We start from the raw sequence: 14820 nt of genomic DNA, 5'->3' as shown, positions 1-14820 counted from the left end.
CCTGTTCAGAGACGGGATTCGTCGTTGGTTTCAAGCATCGGCCTGCGTGGTTTGGGCGCCATGCGTCTGCTGGCGAGCACCACCAAGGCCTGATAGGCCGCCGGCAGGCAGCGCGCGAGCAGGTCGAGGCAATACGCGTCGCGGCCGATCAGCACGCGGCGCTTGTTCTTGCGCACACCTTGCAGGATCACCTTGGCGGCCTGATCGGCGTCGGTAATGAACAGCTTCTCGAAGTCGGCACGGGCCTGCTGTTCGCTGTGGATCAAAAAGCCGGTCATGTTCGCGTCGATACGGCTGCTGCGGCAGATATCGGTGCGAATGCCGCCTGGGTGTACACAGGTGGCCGAGACGCCGCACCGTTGCAAATCGAGCTCCTGGCGCAGGGCTTCGGTAAAGCCGCGCACGGCGAATTTGGTCGCGTTGTAGCCGCTCATGCCGGGCTGGGCAAACAGGCCGAAGACGCTGGAGGTGTTGATCACATGGCCGTCGCCGCTGGCCTTGAGGTAGGGCAAAAATGCCTTGGTGCCATGCACCACGCCCCAGAAGTTGATGCCGACGATCCATTCCAGGTCGGCATAGTCCACGCCTTCGACGGTGCTCGACAGCGCCACGCCGGCATTATTGAAGATCAGGTTGACCTGGCCATGGTCGGCCGCACAGCGCGCGGCCCAGTCTTCCATGGCCTGGCGGTCGGACACATCCAGCACCTGGGTGGTGACGGTCACCGGCGACAGGGTCGAGGTCTTGATCAAGGCCAGGGTCTGCTCCAGTCCCTGGCTATTCTTGTCCGCCAGCGCCAGGTGACAGCCTTCCCTGGCCAGGGCCAGGGCCAATGCGCGGCCCATGCCCGACGCCGCGCCGGTAATCGCCGCTACGCGGCCGTTGAATGACTTCATGACAGGCTCCTTTCGACACCGGCATTGGGTGCGGCTATCGCGCGCGGTGGTGCGTTGACCGGCGCCAGGCCGACGACATAGTCCTTGAGCACAAAGTGCCGGGTGACCTGCTTGAAGCGCCAGGTCGAACCGGGCCACAGCGTGGTGTTCTTGCCGGTACGGGGATCGAGATACCAGCTGCGGCAACCGCCGGTATTCCAGATGGTGCGCTTGAGCCTGGCCTGCAGTTGCTGGTTGTAGGTGTGCTCCACGGCGGGTTTGACGTCGACCGTGGCGATGCGGTGTCGCTGCATGTGCTTGAGCGCATCGAGGATGTAGGCGACCTGGGCCTCGATCATCAGAATCATCGAGTTATGCCCCAGCCCGGTGTTGGGCCCGATGATCAGGAACAGGTTCGGATAGCCCGGCACCGTGGTGCCTTTATAGGCATGTGCGCCATCGCGCCAGGCATCCATCAGGTCGACGCCGTCGCGGCCGATGATGCAATCGCGGGGCAGCGGGTCGGTGGCCTGGAAGCCAGTGCCGAAGATCAGGCAATCGGCGGGGTGTTTTTTACCGTCGGCGGTGATCACGCCATCGGCTTCGATGCGCAGCACACTCTCGGTCACCACCTCGACATTGCTGCGTGACAGCGCCGGGTAATAGTCGTTGGAGATCAGCACGCGCTTGCAGCCGATGGTGTAGTCCGGGGTCAGGGCCTTGCGCAGGGAAGGGCGGGCCACTTGTTTGTGCAGGTGGCGCAGGGCGATTTTCTGCACCATCTTCATCAGCCGTGGGTGCAGGGCAAAGCCCACCACGCGACCTTCCAGCGCCCAGTAAAAAGCACCGCGTACCAGGCGCTGGGTGAAAGGCAGGTGCTTGAAGGCCCAGCGTTCGGCGCGAGAAATCGGTCGGTCGGGCTTGGGCATGATCCACGGCGGGGTGCGTTGGAACAGGTCCAGATGGGCCACCTGTGGCGCGATCTGCGGCACGAACTGAATGGCACTGGCGCCCGTGCCGATCACCGCCACGCGCTTGCCCTTCAAGAGGTAGTCGTGGTCCCACTGCTGGGAGTGGAAGCGCTTGCCCTTGAAACTCTCCAGCCCCGGAATATCCGGCAGCGCCGGGCGCGACAGCGCCCCCATGCCCGATATCAGCACCCGCGCGCTGACCTGGCGCCCGTCACTGAAACGCAGTTGCCAGCGTTGCTGCTGCTCATCGAACACGGCGCGTTGCAGGCCCATGTTGAAGCGCAGGTACGGCATCAGCTCGAATCGCCGGGCGCATTGCTCCAGGTAAGCGCGGATTTCCGTTTGCGGCGCGAATTGGCGCGTCCAGTCAGGGTTGGGCGCAAACGAAAACGAATAGACATGGGACTGCACATCGCAGGCGCACCCTGGGTAGTGGTTGTCGCGCCACGTGCCGCCGAGCGTCTCGGCCTGCTCGGCGATAAAGAAGTCGGTCAGGCCGGCCTCCTTGAGCTGGATGGCCATGCACAGGCCGGCGAAGCCTGAACCGATGATGGCGATGTCGATGGATTCGCTGTGGGCATTCATAGGCAGTCCTTCATGGGCATCGAATGTGCTCCTGTTTTTTGTTTTGTCTTTTAGATAGAACACCATTGCAAAGGAAAATTGAATTATTTATTTTAAAAAAGATTTTAAATAATCTACCTGAAAATATCGCCTACGCTAGTCCCTGGCTCCTTATGTGCGACCTGTCCGACGGACGCGAGGGTATGCACGAAGTTTAGGTCCCAGGTGTGGACGATGGCTGAGGCCTTGATCAATACCGGTCGGGCGGTCGGCAGCAGGGAAGCAGAGGACCGAGCTATGGCTGTTGAATGGGTTATCGCTGCGGGTGTGCTGGTCGGTGCGAGCGCCGTGTTATGGGGGTTCAGTACCTGGATGACACGGCGCATCGAAGCAGCTGTTCCAGGCAATGGGCGTTTCGTCGATGTCGAGGGCGAGCGCTTTCACTATTACGAGGAGGGCGAAGGCCCACCGCTGGTCATGATTCACGGGCTGATGGGCAGCAGTCGCAACCTGACCTATGCCTTATCCGGCCGATTGCGTGAGCACTTCAGGGTGATCACCCTCGACCGCCCGGGGTCGGGTTATTCCACCCGTCACACCGGTACGCCCGCCGACCTGCCGGCCCAGGCCCGGCAAATCGCCGCCTTTATCAATACGCTGGGCCTGGACAAACCGCTGGTGCTGGGGCATTCCCTCGGCGGTGCGATTGCCCTGGCGCTGGCCCTTGACCACCCCCATGCGGTATCGGGGTTGATTCTGGTGGCGCCGCTGACCCATCCCCAACGTTTGTTGCCCCTGGTGTTCCTGTCATTGGCGGTGCGCCCGGCGTGGTTGCGACGCTGGATGGCGCATACCCTGACCATGCCCGTCGGCCTGCTGACCAAAGGCTCGGTGGTCAAAGGCGTGTTCGCCCCTGATGCCGCTCCAGACGATTTCGCCACGCGCGGTGGCGGCTTGCTCGGCATGCGCCCTGACAACTTCTATGCCGCCTCCACCGAGATCAACCTGGTCAACCAGCACTTGCCGGACATGGTCAAGCGCTACCCGCAACTGACCCTGCCCATCGGCCTGATCTACGGTGCACAGGACAAGGTGCTGGACTTTCAAAAACACGGCCAGGCCCTGGCCAGCAAGGTGCCGGGGCTTAAGCTGCAAGTGGTGGAGGGGCGCGGACACATGTTGCCAATCACTGCCGCCGAGCGTGTGGCCGTGCTGGTGGAGCAGGTTGCCAAGCGCGTGCGACCGGCGCAAAACGCCACGCTGTTGCATCCGCCATTTGCCCTGGCGAGTAAATAATGGGTTACCCGACTTGCGGTTCAACGGCGTCAATTGCCTGGCCTAGACACCTGACTAAACAGCTGAAAAAGAGACTGATCGGTCACGGAAAAAAGCGCTCGAGAAACTAGTTGACGACCTAACGATTCCGCGCTATTTATTTAAAAAAATTATTTCAATGTATAATTTGAAACAATTTTTGAAATGCCTAAGAGCGAATAAAATAATGAAAAAAACGTCTTTTATCGCATGGTTGGTTTCTCGGGGCAGTCAGCGCTCCGTGAGCCTGTTTGTCGCCCCATTCGTTTGCCTGCCCACCGACTGCATTCGGAGGCTGCCATGAACCAGGCCCTGGCAGCTCCAAGCGTCTGGACCGACGGCAAGCGCCACCTGTGGTGGCTCGGCATCATGCCGCTGGCAACCCCCTTGCTCTCCGGCGCTCTCGCCATCACCACCGGCGTACAACAATTGTGGTGGGTCGGCGTACTGGTGATTTTTGGCCTGATCCCGTTGATCGACGGCCTGCTCGGTGAAGACGTCAGCAACCCGCCCGAGTCCGCCGTCAGCCACCTTGAGTCCCAAGGCTACTACCGCTGGATCGTCTACACCGGTGTGCTGTTTGTCATCGCTTCGGTCGTCATCACCGGCTGGCTGGCTGCTGGCGGTATCGACTGGATCATCAACGGCGGTCTGCTGCACGCCACCGCCACGCTGGACCCTTCGAGCTGGATGGCACAGGCCGCTGCGTATATCACCGAGCGCACCCAGCTTCACGGTCAGATCAGCGTATTCACTTACCTGGGCATGGCCATGTCCACGGGAGCTGCCACCGGCATTGCGATCAACACCGCGCATGAACTGGGGCACAAGCCCAAGCCGTTGGAAGTGTTCCTGGCCAAGGTCACGCTGGCCCCTACGTTCTATGGGCACTTCTACACCGAACACAACCGCGGCCATCACGTACGTGTCGCTACCCCGGAAGACCCCGCCAGCTCCCGCCTGGGTGAGAGCTTCTGGGCCTTTCTGCCGCGCTCGGTGTGGTTCAGCGCCCGCTCGGCGTGGAACCTGGAGCGCGAGCGCCTGCGCAAACTCGGCCTGCCGGCCTGGCATTGGAAAAATGGTGTGCTCAGTGCCTGGATGTACAGCGTGGTGCTGTGGGGCGCGATGATCGCCTGGTTGGGTTGGGCAGTGGTGCCATTCCTGATCATCCAGGGCATCTACGGCTTCTCGTTGCTGGAAGTGGTGAACTATGTCGAACACTACGGCCTTAAACGCCAGAAGTTGCCCAACGGTCGTTATGAGCGTTGCTCGCCACGGCATTCCTGGAACAGTAATCGAATTGTCACCAATATCTTTTTGTTCCAGTTGCAACGGCATTCCGATCACCATGCCAACCCCACGCGTAGTTATCAGTCGTTGCGTCACTTCGATGAATCTCCGCAACTACCCTACGGTTACGCGAGCATGATTGTCTGGGCCTATGTACCTTACTTATGGCGACGACGGATGGATCATCGTGTGCTGAATCATTATGGCGGTGATATCACGCTGACCAATCTTCAACCTTCACAGCGTTTGAAGTACTTGGAAAAGTACAGCGGCACGACCCAGCCATTTTGATCTGAAGTAGTACGTTATTTGCGGCGTTCGTGATCTGTGTATTGCGCAGGTTGCTGTCGCCCTGGTGTTACCGATTTTATGGCAAGCAAGTTGTTTGACCCGAACAAAAATAATTTCAAGGGAAGGACGTACACCATGCAAGCACCTGCCAAGTTCACCACGCATATCGTATTGGCTGCGCTGGGTTTGATTGTCTATCAACAGGCCCAGGCCGCACGTATCGAACCGGCCGGCAGTGCCTTTACTGCCCAGGGCCCCATCAGCTTTTCCAAGGGCGCGCTGATCAGCGCCGACTGCACCATCAAAGTCGCCGGTAAGGTTGCCGCCGATGGGACGTCGGTGAATGTCGACAAAGTTGAATTCGATGGCGGCCTCAAGTGCAGCCGGGTCGAAGCCATCAACTTGCCGTGGGTATTAATTGCCAAGGACACAAAAAGCGGCTCGATGTCGAAGATCAGCGTAGATGTGCACGCCTTCGGCCTGGGCGGCAAGTGCGGCCCTTCCACGGCCGACGGCACCTGGGATAACGCCACCGGAAAGTTGGAAGCCGCCAATGTTCCGATTGGCGAAGACTGCAAGATCAAGACGGTGTCGATCAAGATGCCACCGAACTTCAAAGTGGTTGAGTAGTGGTTGGATGTTGTAGCGGTAATTGAATTGAGATTTGGCTGGAAAGGGAAGTTCTGCAGTTTCACCGTGACCTCTCGTTCATGGCCATTACCCCGGGCGAAATGAATTCGCCATAACATGTGAGGAAAAACAATGAAAAGCTTGAAAACCCTCGTTTGTGTAACGTCTTTTGCTCTCAGTTTCGGTGCAGCATCGATGGCCAGTGCGGCATCGATCGTTCCGAATGGACCGTTCACCAACTTGACCGGCTCCATTACCGTACTTTCGCCTTCTTCGTCCGCCCCTGTTACTTGCACCCTTACTGCGAGCGGCACTGTTGCAGGTGGTGTGGCGACTATTTCAAGCGCTAGTTTCACTGGTGGCATTCTGTGTCCACTGGCGCAACTGAAAAGTCTCCCTACCCCAGGTTGGGTGTTGACCGCTACTAGCCTCAGCGCCGGTACCCTGTCCAATGTGGGCTACGTGATCAATGGTGCTCCTCCGCTGATTCCTCGGTCGGACTGCGGCCCTACCAGCATTGCTGTGACCTGGAATCAATCCACCCACGTTCTTGGCGCAACCAATCAAACCCTGCTTGGTCAGGGAACCGGCAACTGCACTATTCAATCGCTGACTGTTAACGCACCAGGCCTGACCGTTCAATAACTCGTTGGGTTAGAACCAGGGGCTGATCACCCGCTGTAGGCAGGTGCCTCGAAAGGGGCACCTGTTTGAAGTAAATAAGGCGACACCCGTAGCATCTTAAAAACGTATCAGCGATATGACGCGCAGGTGCTTCCGCGAGTGCTTGGGTTTTTTAAGACGCTTCCGCAGAGTCGGCCGTTGATAATAATAAGGAGTGCCGCATGAACAATAAGAAACTACAAGTGCAGGTCGCACTGGGGCTGGCGTTGTTGGGTGGAATAGCGGTAACGGTGCCGGTTCAGGCCGGTGGTTTTGCTACTCCGACTGTAGGTGCCGCTGGTTGGGGGCGTGGGTTCGGTGGGGGATCGCTGTTCAAGGGTGATCCAAGTGCGGCTTACAACAACCCTGCGGCAATGGCGTTTATCGATCAAAGCGTTGCGCAGTTCACCATTGACTACGCTCGCATCAATATCAAATACAAAGGTCAGGCCTACGACCTCAATGGTAACCCTCTGGAAAAAACACCTTTGAACCCGGACGGGTCTTTTGGTACGCCTTATTCCCAAGGTGACGGCGGTGAGGGTGGTTTTACCGCCTGGCTGCCTACCGGTTTCATGGTTATACCGATCAATGATCGCTTTGCTTTCGGCCTGAGCCAAGTGGTGCCTCAGGGTATGCGCAGTACCTGGGACGAGGACTGGAAGGGGCGTGATTTTGCCGTCGACACCAAGATCGAAACGGTAGGGCTCACGGGCTCTCTATCGTTCAAGGTCACCGATCGGTTCTCTATTGGTGCAGGGGCAATCGTCCAGCACACTAAAGGCTTCGTCAGCCAGAACATTGACCTGCTGGGGGCGGCGGCCGCCTCGCCAGCGGGCATTCCTTTCCCGTCAGGCGTGGGCAACGCATTGATGCGAGTCAAGGTCGATAACACGTCCGTTGGCTGGTTCACAGGCGTCGTCTGGAAACCCACCGAACGTGACACTCTGGGTTTGAACTACCACGCGAAAATCAAGAACAAGATGGAGGGCAAATACAACATTCGGGCTGATGCTGCGTTGAAAAGCCTGATGACTGATCCCGCGTTGCCCGATGGCACGACACTGGTGGGGGTCTTGTACCCCGGCTTGAGATTGCAACCGGACGGCGCCAACGCCGAGACTCGGCTGGATATCCCGGCGAATGCTTCCTTTGACTGGGTGCATGAAGTCAATGAACGGTTGACCCTGGGCGTCAGTGCGACCTGGACCCAATGGTCATCCTTCAAGGCTCTTACGCTGACATCGGACGGTAACCTGATCGTATCGATTCCCTACAAGTATCGCGATGCCTGGCAGTACTCTTTCGGCGGCGATTACAAGCTCACTGACGACCTGACCTTGCGCAGCGGTGTGTCGTTTGACCAGACCCCCACACGCAACTCAACACGTGATCCGCGTATCCCCGACGGTGACCGGATCTTCGCTTCGCTTGGGTTCGGCTACAACGTAAGAGCCATTCCTGGTTTAAGTGTTGACGCGGCCTACTCGCGGCAGTTTGTACAGGAGGTCAACCTGAAGACACACAATCAAGACCGCCTGGGTGGCTCGCGACTTGATGGAAAATCCGAGGGCAAGGGCGAAGTGGTCAGTGTGTCAGCGACCTATCGGTTCTGACCTAAACGGTGTGACGGCGTCATGAGGTAGTTGGCGCATCCGGCTGCCTCTTCATGTTGTCACTTATCGACGGGTCGCCCATGCGACCCGTTGCGATTTCCTGATGAACAAACCTGAGAGGCTGATCCATTCATCCGCCATTTTTTTTGCCCGTACATTAAATAAAAATTTCAAAACAAAATTTGAATTTATCTTTCCGAGTTTGTAGTGTGGCGTTACGCCGCAGCTCATTTCGATCTGCACCCACGTTTGCCACGCCCTGAATCGAGTCGAGGTATCTCCATGGTTATCTGGTTATTGGTGGGTTTCGCAGCCGCGATTGCCCTGGCGTATCGACAAGCCGCCGCCACCCTGTGGTTGGGCGCTGGCCTGGTCTGGCTGGCGGCGGGTTACCTGTTCAATGTGGTCGCCGCTTTCGGCACCACCGTCGCGGCGGTGCTGGTGGTGGTGCCGGCATTCCTGATGACGATCAAACCCCTGCGCCGTACCCTGTTGACCAGCAAGGCCCTGGGCCTGTTTCGTACGATCATGCCGGCGATGTCCGACACTGAACGCGCGGCGATCGAGTCCGGCACCGTGTGGTGGGACGCCGAGCTGTTCAGCGGCAAGCCCAACTGGCAGCGCCTGTTGCAAGCCGCGCCAGCCAGCTTGAGTGCCGAGGAGCAAGCCTTCCTCGACAATGAAGTCGAAACCCTTTGCGACATCGCCAACGACTGGGAAACCACCCAGGTCTGGCAGGACATGTCCCCCGAAGGCTGGCAGTACACCAAGGACGCCGGCTTCCTCGGCATGATCATTCCCAAGCAGTACGGCGGCAAAGGTTTCTCTCACTATGCGCACTCGCAAGTGGTGATGAAGCTGTCGACGCGCTGCTCGGCGGCGGCGATTTCGGTGATGGTGCCCAACTCCCTGGGCCCGGCGGAGTTGCTGCTGCACTACGGCACCGATGCCCAACGCAATTACTACCTGCCGCGCCTGGCCCGGGGTGAAGATATCCCGTGCTTCGCGCTCACCAGCCCCTATGCCGGTTCCGACGCGGGGGCGATCCCGGACCTGGGCATTGTCTGCAAGGGCCTGCATGAGGGGGAAGAAGTACTGGGTTTCAACGTGACCTGGGACAAGCGCTACATCACCCTGGGGCCCATCGCCACTGTGCTCGGCCTGGCGTTTCGCGCCGAGGACCCGGACGGTTTGCTCGGCGCGCCCGGTTCACTCGGCATCACCTGCGCGCTGATCCCGACCTCCCATCCCGGCGTCAACAGTGGGCGCCGTCACTGGCCGTTGAATGCGGTGTTCCAGAACGGTCCTACCACCGGCAAGGATGTTTTCATTCCTTTGGAGTGGGTCATCGGCGGCCGCGAGCAAGTCGGCAACGGCTGGCGCATGTTGATGGAGTGCCTGGCCGCCGGCCGGGCGATTTCGCTGCCATCGGCCAACGTCGGCCTGGGCAAGGTCGCGGTGCGCGGTACCACCGCGTATGCGGCGATGCGTAAACAGTTCGGCCTGCCCATCGGCAAGTTCGAAGGCGTGCAGGCGCCGCTGGCGCGCATGGCCGGGCATTTGTATGCCTGCGATGCGGTGCGCAAGGTGTCGGTGGCCTCTCTGGACGCGGGCGAGAAACCCTCGGTGATCTCGGCCATCGCCAAGTACCACGTCACCGAGCGCGCGCGGATGATCGTCAACGACGGCATGGATATCGTCGCTGGCAAAGGCATTTGCATGGGCCCGAATAATTTCCTGGCGCGCGCCTACCAGCAAAGCCCCATCGCCATCACGGTGGAGGGCGCGAACATCATGACGCGTTGCCTGATCATCTTTGGCCAGGGCTTGATCCGTTGCCATCCCTACGTGTTCCGCGAGATGGAAGCGGCGCGCAACCCTGATCGGCGCAAAGCGTTGGAAGACTTTGACCGCGCGATGTTTGGCCATGTGAGTTTCGTGCTGGCTAACACGGTACGCGCGGCGGTGAATGCGCTGACGGGCGGCCGGCTGATTTCCGTGCCAGCCAAGACCGACCCGGCGCTGGCGTCCTATTACCGCCAGGCTAATCGGCTGTCGGTGGTGCTGGCATTGATTTCGGATATTTCCATGGGCGTGCTGGGCGGGGCGCTCAAGCGCAAGGAAAGTATCACCGGACGCCTGGGCGATATCCTGTCGCAGTTGTACATCCTGTCCTGCGTGCTCAAGCGTTTTGAGGACGATGGACGGCCCCAGGCGGACCTGCCGCTGGTGCATTGGTCGGCACAGGACGCCTTGTTGCGCGCCCATGAAGCCCTGGCCGAAGTGCTGGATAATTACCCATCGAAAGCGGCTGCTGCGGTGCTGCGAGGCTTGACGTTCCCGTTCGGTATCCCGCTGCGCAAACCCTCGGATCATCTGCTGGCCCAGGTCGCCGATGTGGTGCAGACCTCCGGCGAAACCCGCGACCGTTTGTTGGCCAATTCCTACATCCCACGTCCGGAAATCGACAAGCTGGCCTACGGCGAACTCGGCTTCCGCCTGTTGCCGCAGGTGGAATTGATCGACGCCCGACTCAAGCCGGCGATCAAGCAAGGCCTGCTCGAACCGATGCCGATTTCCGCCACGGCCTTTACCGCCTGGCGCGTCAAGGCGCGGGCGCTGGACCTGATCAGCGCTGACGAAGACGCCTTGCTGGCGCGCTATGTGGAATATGCCGACCACGCGATCCAGGTGGATGACTTCCCCCAGGACTTCGGTTTGCTGGAGGCGTTGCAGCAGCGCAGGCAGGCGTTGGAGCCGGCGCCCAAGCGGCGCAGCAGCCAAAGCGAAAACGCCTCGGTCAATTAGGGCAAACCCGGTCAATGTGGGGGGGGGCTGGGTCCAATGCCAGTCAGTTAAGGTTTTTTGTAGGAGCGAGCTTGCTCGCGAAGAACGTCTAAGCAACGCGTTCATTCTGGATAAACGTGGTGGTCCTGAGTTCTTCGCGAGCAAGCTCGCTCCTACATGACTGGCATTAGGGCTTGCCCCCTCCCACATTGGATCGGGTTTACAAGGTCAGAATGTGTTGTGAGTGAATGCGGATATGAGTGACAGCTACCTATCGTTCGTCAATTCCCCCTGGGGCCGGCGCCTGGCCCAGGCGGTGGGCTTGCCTCAGCCCGTGCCGTTGCAGCGCCATCGCAGCGGCCAACCAGGCCTGGCCAACCCGGTGATCGTCGCCGGGGCAGGGCGGCTTTCCACGCGAGTGCAACAGGTTTTCAGCGCCTCCGACACGGTCACCGCCGCGCCGGCGACGCTCAAGGCGCCGTCCACGGCCAAGGTGCAGGGCGCAGTGTTCGACGCCAGCGCTCTGGTCGACCTGAAACAGTTGGATGAGCTGTACGAATTCTTCCACGCCAACGCCAAACGCCTCGGCCAGCACGGTCGGGTGGTGGTGTTGGGCACGGCGCCCGAACACTGCGCGAACTTGCCCCAGGCCATCGCCCAGCGTGCCCTCGAAGGGCTGGTGCGGTCGCTGGCCAAGGAGCTGCGCCGCGCGATCACGGTGCAATTGCTCTATGTGGCGCCAGGTGCGGAGGACGCACTGGACAGCAGCCTGCGCTTTTTCCTGTCGCGCCGCTCGGCCTATGTATCGGGGCAGGTGGTGCGCCTGGAAAAACCGGTGGACGGCCACCCCAGCGTCAACTGGGATAAACCCTTTGCCGGCCGACGCGCGCTGGTTACCGGGGCTTCCCGTGGCATCGGCCTGGCGATTGCCCAGGTACTGGCCCGCGACGGCGCCCACGTGGTCTGCGTGGACGTGCCCCAGGCACAGGAGTCGTTGCAGCAAGCGGCCGCCAGCGTCGGCGGTTCGGCGTTGCCGTTGGACATCACCAGTGCGGATGCAGGGGCGTTGTTGCAGGCCCATGTCAGTCAGTACGGCGCCTTCGACGTGGTCGTCCATAACGCTGGGATCACCCGCGACAAGACCATCGCCAAGATGACCGAAGCGGCCTGGCGCAGCGTGCTGGCGGTCAACCTGGAAGCGCCGCTGGACCTGAGCAACGCCTTGTTGGAAAACCAGGGGCTGAACCCCGGTGGGCGCATCGTGTGTGTGTCGTCGATCTCCGGGATTGCCGGCAATCTCGGGCAAAGCAACTACGCCACCTCCAAGGCCGGCGTGATCGGCCTGGTACAGGGCCTGGCCCCGAGAGCGGCAGCGCAGCAGATCACGGTCAACGCGGTGGCGCCCGGTTTTATCGAAACCCAGATGACCGCGAAGATCCCGCTGATGATCCGCGAAGCCGGGCGGCGCATGAATTCCCTGTCTCAGGGTGGGCAGCCGGTCGATGTGGCCGAAACCATTGCCTGGCTGGCCCATCCAGCCTCGGGTGGGGTCAATGGCCAGGTCGTCCGAGTGTGCGGCCAAAGCCTGCTGGGAGCCTGAGTCCATGGACTACATCACACAGATCATTGACCCACCGCCCTCGCGCACCCAGCTGTTGCTCGACGGCGTACGCGCCTTGCGCAAGCCCAAGCCAGACGGTGCGCCGCTGTTGCCCAACGAGCGTCTGGTGCGTTCGGCGGTGGCATTGTCTGGCGCCGACATCGACGCTTATGGGCGTGCTTGTGGGTTCCGGCGCGAGCAGGGGGTGCCGCTGTCGTACCCCCATGTGCTGGCGTTCCCCCTGCACCTGATGGTGTTGACCCGTCCGAGTTTCCCGTACCCGGCCAGCGGCATGGTGCACCTGGCCAACCGCATCCGGCAGCACCAGCGCCTGCATGAAGGCCAGGCGCTGCGCCTGGAAGTCTTTTGCGAACGCTGGGTGGCCCATGCCAAGGGCCAGGCGCTGAGCATCGCCACCCGCGCCTACAGCAACGGCGCCCTGGCGTGGGAAAGCGACAGCCTGTACCTGCGCCGCGAGGTCAAAGACCCGGTGGGCGAGCCGTGGGGTGACGCCCTGCCGTTGCAGGAAGAGGGCCTGCTGCGCACCCAGCGCTGGATGCTGCCCGCCGACCTGGGGCGGCGGTTTGCCAGGGTCTCGGGGGACTTCAACCCGATCCACACCTCACTGATCGGCGCCAGGCTCTTCGGCTTTCGTCGCGCCATCGCCCATGGCATGTGGACCCTCGGCCGTGCATTGGCCGCTCAACAACCGCCCGGTGGTCTGGATCAGGCCCAGGCCCATTGCGACTTCAAGCTGCCGATCTTTCTGCCCGGCCAGGTCGCCCTATGGCAACACCCCGTGAGCGGCCCGCGCCGCGAATTCGAAGTGCGCAATTTCGCCGGCGACAAACCGCATATGCGCGGGCTATTTGTCTGGAATGAGAACCCTACATGAGTGACTACAGCTTCAACCCGGCCCCGACCCGCCGCGTGGCGATCATCGGCGGCAACCGCATCCCGTTTGCCCGTTCCAACACGGTATACGCCCACGACAGCAACCAGGATCTGCTGGTGGCTGCGCTGCAAGGCCTGGTCGACCGCTACAACCTCCACGGCCAGCGCCTGGGCGAGTTCGCTGCCGGCGCGGTGATCAAGCATTCGCGGGATTTCAACCTCGCGCGTGAGTCGCTGCTGTCGACCACCTTGTCCCCGCAGACCCCGGCCTACGACGTGCAACAAGCCTGCGGTACCGGTCTGGAAGCGGCCTTGCTGGTGGCGAATAAAATCGCCCTCGGCCAGATCGAAGTCGGCATTGCCGGCGGCGCCGATACCACCTCCGACGCGCCCATCGGCATCAATGAGTCCCTGCGCCACACCTTGCTCGCGGCCAACCGTGCCAAGGGCATGGGCGACAAGCTGAAGGCGCTGCTGAAGGTGCGCCCGTCGATGTTTTTCAAGCCGCTGCTGCCGCGCAATGGCGAGCCGCGCACCGGCTTGTCCATGGGCGAGCATTGCGAAGAAATGGCCAAGCGCTGGCAGATCAAGCGCCTGGCCCAGGATGAGCTGACCCTCACCAGTCACCAACGCCTGGATGCCGCGTACAAACGCGGTTTCTTCGACGACCTGATCAGCCCCCATCGCGGCCTGGCGCGGGACAACAACCTGCGCGCCGACGCCAGCCTGGAGAAACTCGCCGGGCTGTCCCCGGCCTACGACCGCCAGAACGGCACTCTCACGGCGGGCAACTCCACGCCACTGACGGATGGCGCCTCGGTGGTGCTGTTGGCCAGCGAAGAATGGGCGGCGGCCAATGGCTGGCCGGTGTTGGCCTACCTGCGCACGGGCGAGACGGCGGCGGTGAATTTTGTCGACGGCACCGAAGGCTTGTTGATGGCGCCGGCCTATGCGGTGCCACGCATGCTCAAGCGCGAAGGCCTGAGCTTCGCCGACTTCGATTTCTTCGAGATCCACGAAGCCTTTGCCGCCCAGGTGCTGTGTACGCTCAAGGCCTGGGAGGACGCCGAGTATTGCCGCGAGCGTCTAGGCTTGGAGGCGCCACTGGGTGCCATCGACCGCGCCAAAATGAACGTCAACGGTGGCTCCCTGGGCTGCGGCCACCCGTTTGCCGCCACCGGAGGCCGGCAATTGGCGACCTTGGCCAAGGCCATCCATGAACGCGGGGGTGGACGCGGCCTGATTTCCATCTGTGCGGCGGGCGGGCTGGGCATTACCGCCATCGTCGAAAAGTAGCTCTATCAAAAACAACAACAAGGAGACTG

General features: G+C 61.0%; 11 protein-coding genes. 9 read left to right on the top strand and 2 right to left on the bottom strand.

Annotated features, from left to right (window positions below):
- Positions 1-5: 5 nt before the first annotated feature.
- Both QU606_RS21595 and QU606_RS21590 read right to left on the bottom strand, forming a co-directional pair.
- Positions 6-896 (bottom strand): SDR family oxidoreductase, encoded by an 891-nt coding sequence (locus QU606_RS21595; RefSeq protein ID WP_102625095.1) that lies wholly within the window; start codon positions 894-896, stop codon positions 6-8.
- Entirely contained in the window at positions 893-2431 is a 1539-nt protein-coding gene (locus QU606_RS21590) for an NAD(P)/FAD-dependent oxidoreductase (RefSeq protein WP_168233437.1), read from the bottom strand. The genes QU606_RS21595 and QU606_RS21590 overlap by 4 nt, the downstream gene beginning before the upstream one ends.
- A gap of 276 nt (positions 2432-2707) precedes the next feature.
- On the opposite strand from QU606_RS21590, the gene QU606_RS21585 reads away from it, so the two are divergent.
- From QU606_RS21585 to QU606_RS21545, 9 genes are all read left to right on the top strand, one after another.
- Positions 2708-3706, top strand: a complete 999-nt coding sequence (locus QU606_RS21585) for an alpha/beta fold hydrolase (protein ID WP_227496808.1) — start codon at positions 2708-2710, stop codon at positions 3704-3706.
- A 318-nt stretch (positions 3707-4024) separates the two neighbouring features.
- On the top strand, positions 4025-5305 hold the full coding sequence (locus QU606_RS21580) for an alkane 1-monooxygenase (protein ID WP_304997494.1): 1281 nt from the start codon (positions 4025-4027) through the stop codon (positions 5303-5305).
- A gap of 135 nt (positions 5306-5440) precedes the next feature.
- Positions 5441-5935, top strand: coding sequence for an alkane oxidation protein activator PraA (praA, locus tag QU606_RS21575; RefSeq protein ID WP_024075933.1), 495 nt, complete (start codon positions 5441-5443; stop codon positions 5933-5935).
- A gap of 132 nt (positions 5936-6067) precedes the next feature.
- Positions 6068-6580: an alkane oxidation protein activator PraB gene (praB, locus tag QU606_RS21570; protein ID WP_081329221.1), complete on the top strand. Its 513-nt coding sequence runs from the start codon at positions 6068-6070 to the stop codon at positions 6578-6580.
- 200 nt (positions 6581-6780) lie between these two features.
- Positions 6781-8214 (top strand): outer membrane protein transport protein, encoded by a 1434-nt coding sequence (locus QU606_RS21565; protein ID WP_024075931.1) that lies wholly within the window; start codon positions 6781-6783, stop codon positions 8212-8214.
- Positions 8215-8496: 282 nt separating this feature from the next.
- Positions 8497-11022, top strand: a complete 2526-nt coding sequence (locus QU606_RS21560) for an acyl-CoA dehydrogenase (protein WP_069076358.1) — start codon at positions 8497-8499, stop codon at positions 11020-11022.
- Positions 11023-11257: 235 nt separating this feature from the next.
- Complete coding sequence (locus QU606_RS21555) at positions 11258-12601, top strand: 3-oxoacyl-ACP reductase (protein WP_304997493.1); 1344 nt, start codon at positions 11258-11260, stop codon at positions 12599-12601.
- 4 nt (positions 12602-12605) lie between these two features.
- Complete coding sequence (locus QU606_RS21550; protein WP_150295085.1) at positions 12606-13496, top strand: MaoC/PaaZ C-terminal domain-containing protein; 891 nt, start codon at positions 12606-12608, stop codon at positions 13494-13496.
- Positions 13493-14791, top strand: a complete 1299-nt coding sequence (locus tag QU606_RS21545; protein WP_069076361.1) for an acetyl-CoA C-acetyltransferase — start codon at positions 13493-13495, stop codon at positions 14789-14791. The genes QU606_RS21550 and QU606_RS21545 overlap by 4 nt, the downstream gene beginning before the upstream one ends.
- Positions 14792-14820: the final 29 nt, after the last annotated feature.

This window comes from Pseudomonas sp. OVF7, assembly GCF_030644265.1.
Lineage (GTDB): Bacteria > Pseudomonadota > Gammaproteobacteria > Pseudomonadales > Pseudomonadaceae > Aquipseudomonas > Aquipseudomonas gorinensis.
Note: the sequence above shows the minus strand (reverse complement) of the source record. Positions and strands in the feature narration are given on the sequence as shown.

Coding starts and splice junctions, on each gene's coding strand:
- QU606_RS21550 (WP_150295085.1), top strand. CDS start 12,606: ATGGACTACATCACACAGATCATTGACCCACCGCCCTCGCGCACCCAG.
- QU606_RS21565 (WP_024075931.1), top strand. CDS start 6,781: ATGAACAATAAGAAACTACAAGTGCAGGTCGCACTGGGGCTGGCGTTG.
- QU606_RS21590 (WP_168233437.1), bottom strand. CDS start 2,431: ATGAATGCCCACAGCGAATCCATCGACATCGCCATCATCGGTTCAGGC.
- QU606_RS21555 (WP_304997493.1), top strand. CDS start 11,258: ATGAGTGACAGCTACCTATCGTTCGTCAATTCCCCCTGGGGCCGGCGC.
- QU606_RS21595 (WP_102625095.1), bottom strand. CDS start 896: ATGAAGTCATTCAACGGCCGCGTAGCGGCGATTACCGGCGCGGCGTCG.
- QU606_RS21585 (WP_227496808.1), top strand. CDS start 2,708: ATGGCTGTTGAATGGGTTATCGCTGCGGGTGTGCTGGTCGGTGCGAGC.
- QU606_RS21545 (WP_069076361.1), top strand. CDS start 13,493: ATGAGTGACTACAGCTTCAACCCGGCCCCGACCCGCCGCGTGGCGATC.
- QU606_RS21560 (WP_069076358.1), top strand. CDS start 8,497: ATGGTTATCTGGTTATTGGTGGGTTTCGCAGCCGCGATTGCCCTGGCG.
- praB (WP_081329221.1), top strand. CDS start 6,068: ATGAAAAGCTTGAAAACCCTCGTTTGTGTAACGTCTTTTGCTCTCAGT.
- praA (WP_024075933.1), top strand. CDS start 5,441: ATGCAAGCACCTGCCAAGTTCACCACGCATATCGTATTGGCTGCGCTG.
- QU606_RS21580 (WP_304997494.1), top strand. CDS start 4,025: ATGAACCAGGCCCTGGCAGCTCCAAGCGTCTGGACCGACGGCAAGCGC.